Below are 16,101 nucleotides of genomic sequence, written 5' to 3'. Positions count from 1 at the left end.
CTTGGCAAGGTCAGCAATACTGACTGGGCTGGAAGAAGGTTCCCACAACGGGGCCGTCCGTGCCGGGGGACCTTGGGGGTCCGGGTGAAGCGGTTTGAAGGGCAGGTCGCCGGCTATTGGCTGGCGGCCCTGGGATTTGTTTGTGCGTGGAGCATCCTGTGCTGGCCCTGGCTTTCGGGGGCGGTCACGATTCCCTTCGATGCCAAGGCGCATTTCCAGGCCCAGATTCAGTTTCTCGCCCAGGCCCTGCATAGCGGCCAGTCGCCATTCTGGACGCATAATGTCTTCGGCGGCTCGCCACAGGTTGCCGATCCGCAATCCCTGATCTTCTCGCCCGCCATCCTGCTCGCGCTGCTGACGCCATCGCCGAGCTTCCGGATGGTGGATGCCTACGTGCTGGCGCACCTGCTCGCCGGCGGGCTCGCCTTCCTGATGTTCTTCCGCGATCGCGGCTGGCACCCGGCTGGCGGCCTGCTTGCCGCGCTCGTCTTCGCCTTTGGCGCCTCGGCTGCCTGGCGTGTGCAGCATGTCGGCCAGATCGCGAGTCTCGCATTCTTTGCGATCGCCTTCTGGCTGACGGCGCGCATGCTTCAGCGCTCGTCGCTGCGCGCTGGCGCGCTTGCCGGCTTTGCCGCCGGCATGATGGTGCTGGAGCCCGACCAGGTGGCGCTGCTGGGCGCCTATGTGCTGATCGGCATGGTCGTCGCGCATTGGTTCTCCGGCGGCTGGGCCGCTGTCCGCGCGAGCCTCGCACCGATTTCGGTCGCGAGCGTTGCGGGACTTGCGACGATTCTGCTGCCGCTGATCTGGACCTGGCTTTTCGCCGAGGCGACGACTCGTCCCGAGGTCGATCTCATCGAAGCTGGGCGCGGCTCGCTGCATCCGGCCTCGCTGCTGACCGCCTTCGTGGCTGATCTTTTCGGCGCGCGCGATCCGGCCGTGGACTTCTGGGGCCCTTACAGCCCGGCCTGGGATGCCAAGGAGCTCTTTCTGTCGCAGAATATGGGGCAGGTCTATGTCGGGGCGCTGCCGCTGTTGCTCTTGATCGCGCCGGGCCTGAGCCGTGGCTGGCTCTGGGACAAGGCCATCCGGCCGCTGACGCTGCTCTTCGTCTTCATGGTTCTGTTTGCGCTCGGGCGCTACACGCCGCTGTTTCAGGCGACTTACGAGTATTTGCCGGGCGTGAAGGTCTTCCGGCGCCCGGCCGATGCGACCTTCCTGATCGGCGCGCTTGGTGCGCTGCTCGCAGGATACGTGCTGCATCGCATTCTGAGCGAGGAGCGTCTCGGTTCACTGTATCGCGATCTCGGTTTTGCCGGAGTGGTCGTCGCTGCGCTCGTCGCCGCGGCCTTGTTCATCTCGAAGCGCGAGGGGCACCTTGCCGACGCCTGGTGGCCGAGCCTGTCGGCGGCCTTCTGGTTTGCGGGTGCGGGGCTGGTCCTGGTCGTGCTGACGCGCTGGCGCGGAGCGCTGGCGCCGCTCGCCAGCGTGCTCCTGGTCGCCGGCGTCGTCGGCGCGGATCTTGGCGTCAATAACGGCCCCAACGACTCGACTGCATTGTCGCCGCAGCTCTACGACGTGCTCCGTCAGGAGACGAAGAACGAGACCGTCCACATTCTCAAGCAACTGGTTGCCCAGCCGGCCGGTTCGCCACGCCGTGACCGCGTCGAGTTGCTCGGCATGGGGTTCGAATGGCCGAATGTCGGGATGGTTCACGGCTTTGACCATACGCTCGGCTATAATCCGTTGCGGCTGGCCGATTTCTCGGATGCGGTCGGCACGCGGGACTCGATCGCTGCGCCGGACCAGCGCAAGTTCACACCGCTTTTTCCCTCCTATCGCTGCCGCCTCGCCGATCTCCTCGGCCTGCGCTACATCGCGACGCGGGTTCCGATCGGCCAGGTCGATCACGCGCTGAAATCGGATGATCTCAAGCTCGTCGCCTTCACGGGGGATGGATACATCTACGAGAACCCACGGGCCTTGCCGCGCGCCATGTTCGTCGGTGGGTGGCAGCTTGCCGACTTCGACGGCATGAAATCTGCGGGCCAGTGGCCCGACATCGATCCGCAGCAGGTTGTGCTGCTCGATAGCGTGCCGCCGGATGCGGTGCCGGAAGGGCCGATTTCGGCGCAAGCCGAGGTCAAGCTGACGCGCTATCAGAACACCGAAGTTGAGATCACGGTCACGACGGACAAGCCTGGCTTCGTCCTGCTCAACGACATCTGGCATCCATGGTGGCGGGCGGAGCTCGACGGTGCGGACGTCGATATCCTGAGGGCGAATGTGCTGTTTCGCGCCGTGCAGGTGCCGGCGGGGACGCATACCGTGCGCTTCAGTTTCAAGCCGGTCGAGGGCGCCATCGCGGAGCTGCGCGATCGCGTCGAACCGATCGTGCCCGAGGAGGCGCCTTCGGCTGCGGAGCCGCGCGTGGCGGCGGGATCCGGCCCGACGCCCAATCCGCGTCTCTATGAAGATGGCGGCTGGTTCGAAAGCCGCGATCACGGCCAAGCGCCGCAGACTGCGACCCTGGTTCGCTAAATCATCGGACCGGATTTCGTATCAGGCCCGATGGTCTATCCTTTCCGCGTCTGGATCGGCTTTCCCGAAAGTCGCAATCCAGTTTTCGGGCCGATGCGTCAGATCGCCCCCCAAAGGAAAGGTCCGGCGACACGAACGCATCGCCGGACCCAAATTGCTCGAGGAGAAGCCTTGCGGGTTTCGCCTCGCCTAGCCCTCAGGCGACGCCGAGCTTCTTCTGCAGGCTGGTCGAGGAGGTGGTGTACTGGAAGGTCAACCGCTTCTCCGGATAGACATAACGGTGCACCTTCTGGGCGGCGAGCGCCGCCTCATGGAAGCCCGAGAGGATCAGCTTGAGCTTGCCGGGATAGGTGTTGATGTCGCCGATGGCGAAGATGCCCGGCACATTGGTCTCGAATTTCTCGGTGTCGACCGGGATCAGGTTCTCGTGCAGGTTCAACCCCCAGCTCGCGATCGGTCCGAGCTTCATCGTCAGCCCGAAGAACGGCAGCAGGGTATTGCAGGAGACCTCGAAGGCCTCATTGGCACTGTCGCGACAGATCGCGGCTTCCAGTGCGGTGCCGTCGCCCTTCAGGCCGGTGACCTGACCGATCCTCAGATCCATCCTGCCGTCCGCGACCAGTGCCCGCATCTGCTCGACCGAATGCGGCGCAGCGCGGAAATCGTCGCGACGGTGCATCAGCGTCACTCGCTTGGCGAGGGGCTGCAGGTTCAGGGTCCAGTCGAGCGCGGAATCGCCGCCGCCGACGATCAGGATCTCGCGGTCGCGGAAGGCTTCCATCTTCCGGACGGCGTAGAAGACGCTGTTGCCCTCATAGGCCTCGATCCCCGGGATCGGCGGCTTCTTCGGCAGGAATGATCCGCCCCCGGCGGCAACGAGCACCGTCTTGGTGTTGAAGACGGTGCCGGCATCGGTGCGCACCCGGAAGCGCGGCGCCTCCGTCGTGCCGGTCGGCTCGAGCGACTCGATCATCTGGTTGAGATGGAAGGTCGGGCCGAAGGGTTTGACCTGCTCGATCAGATTGTCGACCAGGCCCTGTCCCGTGACCATCGGAAAACCGGGAATGTCATAGATCGGCTTTTCCGGATAAAGCTCGGCACATTGGCCGCCGACCTTCGGCAGGATGTCGACGAGATGGGCGCGGATATCGAGCAGACCGAGTTCGAACACCGCGAACAGGCCGCACGGACCCGCGCCGACGATCACGACGTCGGTTTCGATGACCTCGCTCTCGGCGACGTTCTCGTTGGCAATTTCGGCACTCATCGTGAATTCCCTCGGGGTGTTCCCTGCGGCCATGCGCGGGAGCCGATGCAGCAAATCCTGCTGCAATGCAATGAAAACCCCCGCCCAAGCGTAGGCGGTGGCCGGAAAAGAGAAGAATTTCCTGTTTCAGGCACCCGTGTCAGCAACAAGGCCTATGCTTGAAATCCCGGCGATGGCCGCTGCCTCGTCATTGTCCGAGGTGTCTCCTGAGATTCCGATTGCGCCAAGCAGCACGCCGGCCCCATCGCGCATGAGCACACCACCCGGGACCGGCACGAGCGATCCGCCGACCGCATGGGTTGCTGCTTCAATGAAATAGGGGCGGTCGAGCGCCATCTTGTGCAGGGCGCGCGACCCGAGGCCGAGCGCCACGGAGCCATGCGCCTTGCCGAGTGCGATCTCGCCGCGCTTCAGGCTGGTGCCGTCCTGTGCCGCGAAGGCCTTCTGGGCGCCCCGCGCATCGATGATGGCGATCGCGAGTGGTTTGAACCCGGATTTTTCGGCATGGGCGAGCGTGCTGGCGAGGATGGTCTGGGCCTGGGCCAAGGTGAACATGGGAAGGGCCTTCCGTTGAGGACGCGAGCTTCTTGCCAGCCCGCAGGCACGGAGGGAAGCTGCCGCAGCGCGCAAGCTGCCATGTCATGGTGAAACCTGCCGGCATATCGCTCCCTTTGCCGGCATCACGCAATTCAACTTGAACTTGCAGCGGCAAGCAGGCTTCATACCAGCCCCGACACTGGAGGATAAGCTATGGGTCTGTTCAGTTTCATCAAGGAAGCCGGTGCGAAGATCTTCGGTGGCTCGGCACAGGCGGCGACGCCCGACGCTCTGCAGAAGGAATTGGCCGGGCACGGGCTGCCCTCCGACGTCAATATCCAGATCGATGGCGACAAGGTGAAGGTGTCCGGCAAGGCGGTTTCTACCGAAGAGGCCGAGAAGATCATTCTTGCGCTCGGCAACACGACGGGCGTCGCGCAGGTCGAGTCCGAGCTGGCGGTCACGAAGGAAGCGCCCGCTGCCGTGTTCTACACGGTCAAGAAGGGCGATACGCTCTGGAAGATCGCCGAGGAGCATTACGGCAAGGGGCAGGGCGCGAAATACACCGAGATCGTCAAGGCCAATACGCCGCCGGTGAAGAATCCCGACCTGATCATGCCCGGCTGGGTGCTGCGTATTCCGCCCAAGGCCTGATCCGCTTTCGGGTTACTGAAGCAACGGCATGCGGGATGGCCCGCATGCTGCTCTGATGCTCGTCGAGACCGCGTCAATTTCAAGCGGACGGCTCTTGCGTCAGCCGCGCTTTGGCGCTCATCTGTCATACCAATAAGGCAGACAGGGCATTCCTTATGGGAATGGCCCGTCATGCTGTGCCTGAGCAGGCCTCTGGGGAGGGGATGAATGAGTTTTGATCGCCGCAAATTCCTGACGCTTGCCGGCTCGGCCGTTGCCGCGCCGGCCGTGATGCGTGTCAGTCGCGCCAATGCCCAGGAGGTGACGCTGAAGATGCATCACTTCCTGCCGCCCGTCGCCAATGGCCATTCCAAGTTTCTGAAGCCCTGGGCTGACAAGGTCGCAGCCGAATCGAATGGCCGCATCAAGATCGACATCTTTCCGTCGATGCAGCTTGGTGGAACGCCGCCGCAGCTCTTCGACCAGGCTCGTGACGGTGTTGCCGATATCGTCTGGACGCTGCCCGGCAATACGCCGGGGCGGTTCACCGGCATCGAGGCTTTCGAGCTGCCTTTCGTCTCGAACAAGCGCGCCTTGGTCAATTCGCTGGCGCTGACGGACTACGCCGAGCAGAACCTCAAGGACGAGTTCAAGGACGTCAAACCGATCTGCTTCTGGGCGCATGATCACGGGCTGATCCATGCCAACAAGCAGGTGAAGACGATGGAGGACCTGAAAGGTCTGAAGTTGCGCTTCCCGACCCGGCTTGCCGGCGAAGCGCTGCGGGCGCTCGGCGCCAATGCGATCGGGATGCCGATCCCGCAGGTGCCGGAATCGCTGGCGCAGCGTGTCATCGATGGCTGCGTCGTGCCCTGGGAGGTCGTTCCGTCGATCAAGGTCCAGGAGCTGGTGAAGTATCACACCGAGATCCCGGGCTCGCCGACCTTCTATGTCGCGACCTTCATCCTGGCGATGAACCGCGCGAAATACGATTCGCTCGCGCCCGAGCTGAAGGCGGTTCTCGACAAGAACTCCGGGGCTGCTGCGGCTGCCATGGCCGGCAGGGTCTGGGACGAGCAGGCGGTCGTGGTGTCCGAAATGGTTCGCAAGCGCGGCAATACCATCACCATGCTCGACGAAGCCGAAGCGGCGCGCTGGCGCAAGACGACCGAGCCGGTGATCGATGGCTGGATCAAGGCCGCCAAGGACAAGGGGCTCGACGGCGCGAAGCTGCTGGAGAGCGCCAAGGCGGCGCTTGCCAAGCACGAGAAGGCGGCTTGACGGCGCATCATGGCGGTCAGCGGCCGGGAGGCAACGATGCCGGGCTTCGATGCTCTGGTGCGTGGGATCGCCATCGCGGGTGGCGTTCTGCTGATTGCGCTGGCGACCATGGTGGTCGTCAGCGTGACCTTGCGCAGCGACCTGGTCGGCGCGGCCGGCGTCCCGGGTGATTTCGAGCTGGTGCAGATGGCGACGGCGATCGCCGCCTTCTGCTTTCTGCCCTATTGCCAGCTTCGGCGCGGCAACATCTTCGTCGACACCTTCACGCTGAAACTGCCGTTGCGCTGGCAAAGGGCAATCGATGCGCTCTGGGACATCGTCTATGCGCTGGTCATGGCGTTGATCGCCTGGCGACTCGCGGCCGGTGCGCTGGCGGCCTTCGCGAGCGGCGAGAACACGATGGTCCTGCAGCTGCCGAGCTATCTCCCGATCGCGCTCTGCGCCGTGCTGGCCGCGCTGGTTTCGCTGACCTCGTTCGTCAGCGCCAGCCGGCTGGTGAGGGCGCGCCCGTGAGCGGCTTTACCCTCGCCATCACGGGCTTCGTCGCGCTTCTCGCGCTGATGGCCGTCAGGTTGCCGATCGGGCTGGCGATGATGCTGGTTGGTGGCCTCGGCTACATCCAGCTCAACGGGCTGGAGCCGTTCCTCAACTACATCAAGACGACGCCCTATCAGATCTTCGCCAACTACACGCTGTCGGTGATTCCCCTCTTTGTGTTGATGGGGGCTTTCGCCGAGCGATCGGGCCTGGCATCCGACCTGTTCAAGGCCGCGTCGGCCTTTGTCGGCCATCGCCGTGGGGGGCTCGGGATGGCGATGATCGGGGCCTGCACGGGCTTCGGCGCGATTTGCGGGTCTTCGGTTGCGACGACGGCGACCTTCGCGCGCGCGGCGCTGCCGCAGCTGCGGCGATACCGTTACGACCCCGGCTTCGCCTGTGGTGTCACCGCCGTCGGCGGCACGCTCGGGATCCTGATCCCGCCCTCGGTGATCCTGGTCGTCTACGCGATTTCGACCGAGCAGAACATTGCCAAGCTGTTCAAGGCGGCCCTGATCCCGGGGCTGATGGCGGCCGCGATGTACTGTATCACCATCGCGCTCATGACCCGGCTCGACGCCACGCTTGGTCCGGCGCATGAGCGGATCGCCTGGCGCGACAGGCTTGGTCCGCTGCTCGGGGTCATCCCGGCGATGCTGGTCGCGCTGATCGTGGTCGGCGGCATCTATGGCGGGATCTTTACCCCGACAGAGGGGGCCTCGGTCGGCGCCTTTGTCATGTTGATGATCGGCGTGTTCCGGCGGACGCTCGGCCTGAAGGAGATCGGCGAGGCGATCCTGCAGACGGCCGAGACCTCGGCGATGATCTTTGCGATCCTGCTCGGAGCCGAGATCTTCAACGCCTTCCTGGCGCTGACCCAGGTGCCGACCGCTGCGGCCGAAATGATCGCGGCGTCGGGGTGGCAGCCTTATTCGGTCCTGGTCGGCCTGCTCGTCTTCTACATCGTGCTCGGCGGCGTCATGGACGAACTTGCCATGATCCTGCTGACGCTGCCGGTGTTCTTCCCGATCGTGACCGCGCTCGATTTCGGCATGCCTGTCGACGATATCGCGATCTGGTTCGGCATCCTCGTCCTGATCGTGGTCGGGATCGGGATGACCTGCCCGCCGATCGGCCTCAACGTCTTCGTCGTCGCTTCGCTGGCGCGTGATGTCCCGGTCACGCGGATCTATCGCGGGGTGCTGCCTTTCGTGCTCTCCGATATCATTCGGCTTGGCATCGTGGTGGCATTTCCAGCCCTCACGCTCTATCTGGTGAAGCTACTGGATTAGCCTGGACTGGATGGCAGCCGTGACTGTGAACGATCTCGATATCGACGACATCAAGGCCGGGCTCGCGGCTGATTCCATTCTGATCGTGGATGTGCGCGAGCCGCATGAATTCGCCGCCGGGCATATTCCCGGCTCGGTCTCGCGGCCGCTGTCCCAATTCAACCCCGCCGACCTGCCCAATCCTTCTGGAAAACGCGTCGTGTTCTCCTGCGCGGCCGGCGTGCGCTCGCTGCGGGCTCTGGAATTCGCGCAGTCGGCCGGGCTCGATATCGACAGCCATTATCGCGGTGGCTTCAAGGACTGGGCGATGCACGGCCAGCCCGTCGAGCAATAGGACCGGGCCTTGCGCGTCATGCATCGCAGCTTTCTGCCTCCGGGGGGCTGACGCGACGCCGATCCTGCTCCAGTTTCCTTAGCGACGGTTTCGAGATTTTCGTACTTTCAAGGATGTAAGCCCATGCGCCCCATGAAGTTCGGAGTCGGCCAGCCCATTCGCCGGGTCGAGGATCACCGCCTGACCACCGGGACGGGGCGCTATACCGACGATATCGCCGTCGAGGGAGCGCTGCATGCGTTCGTGCTCCGCTCGCAATATGCTCATGCGAAGTTCACGATCCGGGACAAGGACACCGCCCGCAAGATGAAGGGCGTGAAGCTGATCCTGACCGGCGAGGATGTCGCGCATCTCGGCGACATCCCCTGCAAAGGCTTGATCACGACGGTTACGGGCGAACCGGTGGAGCCGAATCCGGTGCCGGTCCTGCCGACCGACACGGTGCGTCATGTCGGCGAGGCGGTCGCCTTCATCGTTGCCGAGACCCTGAGCCAGGCCCGCGACGCAGCCGAGGCGATCGATATCGCCTGGGAGGTCCTGCCCTCGATCACCGGTATCGCCGAAGCGCTCGCTCCAAAGGCACCGCAGGTCTGGCCGGGGCGTGAGGGCAATGTCGCGTTCGAGGCCGAACAGGGCAATGCGGAGAAGACGGAGAAGGCTTTCGCCAAGGCCGATCGCATCGTTTCCGTCACGATCGTCAACAACCGTCTCGCCTCCAACTACATGGAGACGCGCGCCTGCATCGCCGAATACGACAAGGATTCGAAACGCTGGACGCTGACGCTCGGCAGCCAGGGCAGCCATGGCACGCGCGATATCCTCGCCGGCTACATCCTGAAGGTCGACCCCTCGCGCATCCGCGTCATCACGCCCGATGTCGGCGGCGGCTTCGGCACCAAGATCTTCATGTATCGCGAATACCCCCTGACCATGGTGGCGGCCGAGAAGCTGAAACGCCCGGTGCGCTGGGTTTCGGACCGGACCGAGCATTTCCTCGCCGACACGCATGGCCGCGCCAATCTGACCACGGCTACGATGGCGCTCGACAAGCAGGGCCGGTTCATTGGCCTCAAGGTCGATCTCGCTGCGGAAATGGGCGCCTATCTCTCGCAGTACGGGCCTTTCATCCCCTGGGTCGGCACGACGATGACGCCGGGCTGCTACAATATCCCGGCCGTGCATGTGCGCTTCCGTGGGGTCTTCACCAACACCACGCCGGTCGATGCCTATCGCGGAGCCGGGCGTCCGGAGGCCGCCTACCTGATCGAGCGGCTGGTCGATGCCATCGCGCGCGAGACCGGCAAGACACCAGACGCTGTCAGAGCGCAGAACTTCGTCAGGCCGGCGGAGATGCCGCATTCGACGCAGACCGGGCCAGTCTATGATTCCGGTGAGTTCGAGGGGCATATGCGCCGCGCCATGGATGTCGCCGACTGGAAGGGCTTCAAGGCGCGTCTCAAGGCCTCGACCAAGGCCGGCAAGATCCGCGGCATCGGCATGGCCTGCTATATTGAGGCTTGCGGCGGCGGCGGCCCGGAGAGTTCAACCGTCATCCTCGAGAAGGACGGCACGGTGACCGTGCTGATCGGCACCCAGTCGAACGGGCAGGGGCACGAGACGGCCTACTCGCAGCTCGTCGCGCAGCATCTCGACATTCCGATGGACCGCATCCGCGTCGTTCAGGGCGATACCGACCGGGTCGAAACCGGATCCGGCACCGGCGGCTCGCGCTCCATTCCGGTTGGGGGCGCTGCGCTCGACAAGGCATCCTCGGTCCTGACCGAGAACCTGAAGCAGCTCGCGTCCGAAAAGCTCGAGGCCGGTATCGGTGATCTCGAGATCGTCGATGGCGCGGTGCGGATCGTCGGCACCGACAAGGCGCTCGACCTCAAGGCTATTGCCGCCCTGCCTGGAGCGACGGCGGACAAGCTCAGGGTCCATCAGAGCTGGACGCCACCGGAAGCGACCTATCCGAATGGCACGCATATCTGCGAGCTGGAGGTTGATCCCGGTACCGGCGCGACCGAGATCGCCAACTATGTCGTGGTCGACGATTTTGGCGTGACTCTGAACCCGCTGATGCTCGAGGGCCAGGTCCATGGTGGTGCCGCCCAAGGCATTGGCCAGGCTCTGATGGAGGAAATCCGCTTCGATAGCTCCGGCCAGATGCTGACGGCGACGTTCATGGATTACGCTCTGCCGCGCGCGGTCGACGTTCCCAACTTCCATTTCGAGACCCGCAATGTCCGCTGCGTCACCAACGCGCTCGGTGTTAAGGGCGCCGGAGAGGCCGGGGCGATCGGGGCCTGCCCGGCGGTGATGAACGCGATGGTGGACGCGCTCGACCGTGCAGCCGGCATCCGGGCGATCGATATGCCCGCGACGCCGAAGAAGGTCTTCGGGGCATTGAGAGCTGCGGGTTATCAGCACTGACGCGGGCGTAAGCCCCTCTCGTTCCGACGTGATCACGGAAATGCGACTTGGCGTCGTGATGCGGATCGGCTGATCTGGAACGCTTCTAAGCGGCGCGCTCGAAGCCGCGCTTTCCGGGAGGAGGCTTACGCATGATACGCACCGTACTCGTCGCCGCTGGCCTAGTTGTGACGCTCTCGACCGTGATTGCCCAATCGGATCCGATTGCCGAGCGTCGCAATACGATGAAGGGGGTAGGCGCCGCCACGCGCGATGGCGCGGCCATGGCCAAGGGCGAGGCTGCCTTTGACGCGACCAAGAGCGAGACTATCTTCAAGGTCTACGCGGCCGCCGCCAAGAAGATGCCGGGCCTTTTCCCTGATACGGCCAAGACCGGTGGCGAGAGCACAGCCGGACCCAAAATCTGGGAGGATCCAGCCGGCTTCAAGGCTGGGTTTGCCAAGCTCGATACGGAGGCCACCGTTGCGGCGGCGAGCTCCACCACGGACCTCGACAGCTTCCGTACCGCCTTTGGAACGGTGACCAAGAACTGTGCCGCCTGCCACGAGGTCTATCGCATCAAGAAATAGGTTTCTCTGGGCCACTGCGGTGGTGCCGCCTGGTCGAACATGAGGTGATGGGCGGGGTCCATATTGGACCCCGCCCTTTTGTCTTTGCCCTGCACTACGGCCGTTCCAGACTCCCGCAACGTTGGTGGGGGCCGCCTGTCCGCGGCAGCGCCAGATAGATTTGCTTAAATTCCGGTGCGTTCACGAAAATGCGACTTGGCGCTGTCATGCGAATGAGCTGATCTGGAAGGGTTCTAAGCGGTGCCTGTCAGGCGCCGCATCTCCCCGAAAAGGATAGTCGCGCATGATCCGTACCGTAGTCGTTGCTGCTGGCCTCATTCTCGGCCTTTCGGCCGTCGTCGCGCAGTCTGACCCTATCGCCCAGCGCCGCGACGCGATGAAGGCCGTTGGCGCGGCAACGCGCGAGGGCGCGGCTATCGCCAAGGGCGAGGCAGCTTTCGATTCCGCCAAGGCCCAGACGATCTTCAAGGTCTACGCCGACGCGGCCAAGAAGCTGCCGGTCCTGTTCCCGGAAACCGCCAAGACCGGCGGCGAGACCACGGCTGCGCCGAAGATCTGGGAGGATCAGGCTGGCTTCAAGACCGCGCTCGCCAAGTTCGAGACCGAGTCTGTGGCCGGCGCCGCCGCCGCCAAGGACCTCGACAGTTTCAAGGCTGCCTTTGGCGCTGCGACCAAGAATTGTGGCTCCTGCCACGAGGTCTACCGCATCAAGAAGTAAGCTCGGCTGCGCCGCGCGGTTGCGTCGTGCGGTCGAACATGGGTTGATGGGCGGGCTCCACCATGGGCCCGCCCATTCTCGTCAGATCTGCGCTTCGAACTTTTGGAATCCTCGGAGCGATGAGGCACCAGCAAACCGGGAAACGCTTGATGCGCCGCCTATTCCTCACGCTCGGCATTTTCATCCTGTTGGGACTAGCCGGCTTCTATGTTCTCACTGACCCGCGCGTCGTCTCGCCCGCGCCCGAGATCGGCACTCTGCCGCCGCCGGATGTCGAGAATGGCAAACTGCTCTTTGCGGCGGGAGGCTGCTCTTCATGCCATGCAACGCCCGGTCAGGATGACAAGCTCCGGCTTGGCGGCGGGCTTGCGTTGCCCTCGCCCTTCGGCACGTTTCACGCTCCCAATATCTCACCGCACACGCGGGACGGAATCGGCAATTGGGGCGTGAAGGATTTCGTCGATGCGATGGCGACCGGTGTCTCGCCGTCGGGACAGCATTACTATCCGTCGTTTCCCTACACCTCCTATCGGCTGATGCCACCCAAGGCCCTGGCCGATCTCTTCGCCTACCTGCGCACGCTGCCCTCGGTCGAAGGACGTGCGCCGGGGCACGATCTGCCTTTCCCCTTCAACATCCGCCGCGCGGTCGGGGGCTGGAAGCTGCTGTTCTTCGACGGTACGCCGTTCCGGCCGGACCCGACGAAGAGCGAGGAGTGGAACCGGGGCGCCTATCTGGTGCAGGGGCCGGGCCATTGCGCCGAATGCCATTCCAATCGCAATGCGCTGGGCGCGATCATTCCGGCGACACGCTTCGCCGGTGGCCCAGACCCGGAGGGCAAGGGCTTCGTGCCGAACATCACGCAGCATGCGGACGGGCTGGCGAACTGGTCGAAGTCGGAGATCGCCGAGATGCTCAAGACCGGCTTTACTCCGAGCTTCGACAGCGTCGGCGGCAGCATGGCGGCGGTGGTGCGCAACACCGCACAGCTGTCAGATGCCGATCGGATGGCGATGGCGGAGTTCATCAAGTCGCTGCCGGCGGTCGCCGGCCCGCCGCGGCCCAAGAAGGCCGAGTGAGCCGCGTTGGCGCGTTGGCGGTTACGCTCGCACTGTCATCCCGGTCTGCCTTTGGCCGCCCGGGATGATCCAACCTTCTGCGTTTGGATCGGCCTTCGCGAGACCGCAATCCACTCTTCAGGCCGGTGCTTTAGCGTCTACTCCATCACCGCCGCTTTGAGGATGCAGACCATCAGCGCCGAACCGGGCTGGTCGCCGACGCAGCGGACGATATGGCGGCGGTCGCAGCGGTAGCGCAGCGTCTCGCCCGCCTTGGCGCGCTGGATCACGTCCCCGACCTCGACCTCGAACTCGCCGGAGGTCACGGAGAGCGACTCGATCGAGCCGCGCTGATGACCTTCGGAATCGAGCTCGCCGCCGGGCTCGGCCTGTACGTCGTACCATTGCAGCCATTCGACCGTCTTGATCCACCCGATGATGGCGAGCCTGAGCTTGCCGTCTTCTGAGACCAGAATCGGCGTATCGGCGCGGGTGGTCTTGTCGATGAAGGCTTCCTCTTCGCCGCTCGACAGCACGCGCTCGATCGAGATGTCGAGGGCCTGCGAGAGCCGCCAGATCGTCGCCAGTGTCGGGTTGGTTTCGTTGCGCTCGATCTGGCTGATGATCGACTTGGCAACGCCCGACTGCTCCGCGAGCTCGGAAAGCGAGAGATTATAGGCCTTGCGCAGGCGCTGGATCGTCTTGCCGAGCTGGCCCGAGATGACCTGGGCTCCGGATTCGAGCTCGCGCCCGCCACGTTCCTTGGTCTCGATACCCATCCTGATACCTGTCACACGAATGCTGATCGTTTGCGGAAGCGAACAAACGTTTGTCTAACCGGACAATGCCTGTTCCAGTTGGAAGGAGCAAGCCGGAGAGGGGCGGGCGACGGCCGAGGGCGGCTTCGTCGGGGCGCCTTTCACACAATTCTGCCCGTGTTCTCAGGTCGCCCGCGTCGGGCCGACCTCGCGCGTCTCCCGCTTGAGCAGACCGAGCTGCTTCTCGCGCAGGATCACATAGATGCCGGATGCGATGACGATGGCTGCGCCGATGAGCACGGCTGAAGCCGGCCAGTCGCCGAAGACGAACCAGCCGATCGTAACGGCCCAGAGCATCGTCGAGTATTCGAACGGCGCGATCAGCGAGGCGTCGCCGTAGCGATAGGCCTGGACCAGGAAAATCTGGCCGAGCCCGCCAAGAATGCCGATCGCGACCATGAGTGCGGCGTCCTGAAGATCGGGCATTCGCCAGCCGAGCAGAATGGTGAAGAGGCCGAGCGTCGTCGTCATCAGCGTGAAATAGAAGACGATCGCGCCGGTGCGCTCCGTCATGGTCAATTGCCGCACCTCGATCGAGGCAAAAGCCGAGCAGCACGCGCCGGCAAGGCCGAAGGCCGCGCCGATTGCCGGTGCATTGCTGCCAGAGATCTGGAAACTGCCCAGATGCGGGGACAGCATGATCAGGACGCCGATGAAGCCGATCGTCACCGCGCTCCAGCGATAGATGCGGACACGCTCCTTCAGCACCAGAGCTGCAAGCACGACGACTGCGAGCGGCGCGGCATAGCCGAGCGCGACCGCGTCCGGGAGCGGCAGAAAGCTCAAGGCTACGAAGCCGCAGAACATGCCGGTCGAACCGATCACCCCCCGCTTGAAATGGCCGCGCAGATTCTTGGTCTTCAGGGCAGCCGGAATTTCGCCGCGCCAGCCGAGCCAGAGCAGCAGCGGGATCAGCGCAAAGAAGGACCGGACGAAGACGAGTTCACCTGTCGGATAACGGGCCGCGATCGCCTTGATGCCAGCCGACATCAGGGTGAAAGACAAAGCCGAGATCAGCTTGAGCGTGATGCCGAGGAGAGGAGACAACGGTGCTGCGCGTACGTGTCGGGGGAGAGAGTCTTATAAAAGACTTGGTCCCTCTAGATCACGTTCGCGCGTCCGGTCCAAGCGCAATGCTTGCAACCCTGATGCCCGCGGCGGCGCATGCGTGCCGAGGAAGCGTGCTGGATGCGGGTCTTGCGCGGCAGGAACTGGGAGAGAATTCCTGCCCCGGACAGCAAGGCTCACCGGGGCAGATGCTGGTCTTGCCGCGTCTCAGAACGTTCCCTTGAAGACGCCGCCGTCGATCAGCAGGTTCTGGCCGGTGATGTAGCCGGCATGGGCGCTTGCCAGGAAGGCGCAGGCCTTGCCGAACTCCTCGGCGCTGCCGAAGCGCCTCGCCGGGATTTCGGCCATGCGGCCCTTCGTCATTTCTTCGGGCGTGATCCCCTTGATCGCCGCCATCTTGGTGGTCGAGCCCTTCAGCCGATCGGTATCGAACATGCCGGGCAGGATGTTGTTGATGGTGACGTTGGCATATGCGACCTCGCGGGCGACGCCGGAGAAGAAGGCGGTCAGACCGGCGCGTGCGCCCGACGAGACATCGAGCCCGGTCAAGGGGGTCAGCACGCTCATCGAGGTGATGTTGACGATGCGGCCGAAGCCGCGCGCGATCATGCCGTCGACGACACGCTGCATCAGTTCGACCGGCGTCGCCATGTTCTGGATGACGCCTTCGAGCAGCGCTTCGCGCGAGACTTCGCGGAACGGCTTCGGCGGTGGGCCGCCATTGTTGTTGACCAGGATGTCCGGCTCCGGCGCGGCGGCGAGCAGCGCGTCCTGACCTGCGCGGGTCGACACGTCGGCAACGACCGCGATCACGGTTGCTCCATACTTGGCCCGGATCTGGCTTGCCGTGGCCTCCAGCGTGGTCGCGTCGCGGCCGTTGATGACCACGGTGCATCCGGCCTCTGCGAGGGCCTCGGCGCAGCCGCGGCCAAGCCCCTTGCTCGATGCGCAAATGATGGCCGTACGGCCGGCAATACCCAAATCCATCGCGTTTCTCCCGAGCTTTCGCTGATGT

Annotated in this window: 15 protein-coding genes; 10 read left to right on the top strand and 5 right to left on the bottom strand. The window is 64.2% G+C overall.

The genetic code is table 11. The features are described 5' to 3' along the window. Positions 1-84 precede the first annotated feature (84 nt). Positions 85-2,541, top strand: coding sequence for a hypothetical protein (locus tag AB4118_RS20830; RefSeq protein WP_441491539.1), 2,457 nt, complete (start codon positions 85-87; stop codon positions 2,539-2,541). A 196-nt stretch (positions 2,542-2,737) separates the two neighbouring features. Here the strand turns inward: AB4118_RS20830 and AB4118_RS20825 are convergent, their stop codons facing one another. Together AB4118_RS20825 and AB4118_RS20820 are read right to left on the bottom strand one after the other, a co-directional pair. Beyond that, on the bottom strand, positions 2,738-3,808 hold the full coding sequence (locus AB4118_RS20825; protein WP_441491538.1) for an NAD(P)/FAD-dependent oxidoreductase: 1,071 nt from the start codon (positions 3,806-3,808) through the stop codon (positions 2,738-2,740). 126 nt (positions 3,809-3,934) lie between these two features. Further along, positions 3,935-4,363 carry a GlcG/HbpS family heme-binding protein gene (locus AB4118_RS20820; protein ID WP_441491537.1) on the bottom strand — a complete coding sequence of 143 codons (429 nt, stop codon included), beginning with the start codon at positions 4,361-4,363 and terminating at the stop codon, positions 3,935-3,937. A 195-nt stretch (positions 4,364-4,558) separates the two neighbouring features. On the opposite strand from AB4118_RS20820, the gene lysM reads away from it, so the two are divergent. The 9 genes from lysM (at position 4,559) to AB4118_RS20775 (ending at position 13,221) form a co-directional block, all read left to right on the top strand. After that, positions 4,559-4,999: a peptidoglycan-binding protein LysM gene (gene lysM, locus AB4118_RS20815; protein ID WP_043237577.1), complete on the top strand. Its 441-nt coding sequence runs from the start codon at positions 4,559-4,561 to the stop codon at positions 4,997-4,999. A gap of 207 nt (positions 5,000-5,206) precedes the next feature. Next, entirely contained in the window at positions 5,207-6,259 is a 1,053-nt protein-coding gene (locus tag AB4118_RS20810) for a TRAP transporter substrate-binding protein (protein WP_441491536.1), read from the top strand. Positions 6,260-6,295: 36 nt separating this feature from the next. After that, positions 6,296-6,772, top strand: coding sequence for a TRAP transporter small permease (locus AB4118_RS20805; RefSeq protein WP_441491535.1), 477 nt, complete (start codon positions 6,296-6,298; stop codon positions 6,770-6,772). Next, positions 6,769-8,088, top strand: coding sequence for a TRAP transporter large permease (locus AB4118_RS20800; protein ID WP_441491534.1), 1,320 nt, complete (start codon positions 6,769-6,771; stop codon positions 8,086-8,088). Before AB4118_RS20805 ends, AB4118_RS20800 begins: the two co-directional genes overlap by 4 nt. A 10-nt stretch (positions 8,089-8,098) precedes the next feature. Continuing rightward, a complete protein-coding gene (locus AB4118_RS20795) occupies positions 8,099-8,422 on the top strand; it encodes a rhodanese-like domain-containing protein (RefSeq protein WP_441491533.1) in 324 nt (107 codons plus the stop codon). 123 nt (positions 8,423-8,545) lie between these two features. Then, positions 8,546-10,855, top strand: a complete 2,310-nt coding sequence (locus AB4118_RS20790) for a xanthine dehydrogenase family protein molybdopterin-binding subunit (protein WP_441491532.1) — start codon at positions 8,546-8,548, stop codon at positions 10,853-10,855. A gap of 131 nt (positions 10,856-10,986) precedes the next feature. Next, positions 10,987-11,424 carry a c-type cytochrome gene (locus tag AB4118_RS20785; RefSeq protein WP_441491531.1) on the top strand — a complete coding sequence of 146 codons (438 nt, stop codon included), beginning with the start codon at positions 10,987-10,989 and terminating at the stop codon, positions 11,422-11,424. A 283-nt stretch (positions 11,425-11,707) separates the two neighbouring features. After that, positions 11,708-12,142 (top strand): c-type cytochrome, encoded by a 435-nt coding sequence (locus AB4118_RS20780; protein WP_441491530.1) that lies wholly within the window; start codon positions 11,708-11,710, stop codon positions 12,140-12,142. A gap of 149 nt (positions 12,143-12,291) precedes the next feature. Beyond that, a complete protein-coding gene (locus tag AB4118_RS20775) occupies positions 12,292-13,221 on the top strand; it encodes a c-type cytochrome (protein ID WP_441491529.1) in 930 nt (309 codons plus the stop codon). A gap of 137 nt (positions 13,222-13,358) precedes the next feature. Here AB4118_RS20775 and AB4118_RS20770 read toward each other — a convergent pair whose 3' ends face one another. From AB4118_RS20770 to AB4118_RS20760, 3 genes are all read right to left on the bottom strand, one after another. After that, positions 13,359-13,979: a helix-turn-helix domain-containing protein gene (locus tag AB4118_RS20770; protein ID WP_043237595.1), complete on the bottom strand. Its 621-nt coding sequence runs from the start codon at positions 13,977-13,979 to the stop codon at positions 13,359-13,361. Between the two features lie 162 nt (positions 13,980-14,141). Further along, a complete protein-coding gene (locus tag AB4118_RS20765; protein WP_441491528.1) occupies positions 14,142-15,065 on the bottom strand; it encodes a DMT family transporter in 924 nt (307 codons plus the stop codon). Positions 15,066-15,293: 228 nt separating this feature from the next. Next, positions 15,294-16,073 carry an SDR family oxidoreductase gene (locus AB4118_RS20760; protein WP_441491527.1) on the bottom strand — a complete coding sequence of 260 codons (780 nt, stop codon included), beginning with the start codon at positions 16,071-16,073 and terminating at the stop codon, positions 15,294-15,296. Between the last annotated feature and the right edge of the window lie 28 nt (positions 16,074-16,101).

The organism is Allobosea sp. 2RAB26 (genome assembly GCF_052115465.1).
GTDB lineage: Bacteria > Pseudomonadota > Alphaproteobacteria > Rhizobiales > Beijerinckiaceae > Allobosea.
Note: the sequence above shows the minus strand (reverse complement) of the source record. Positions and strands in the feature narration are given on the sequence as shown.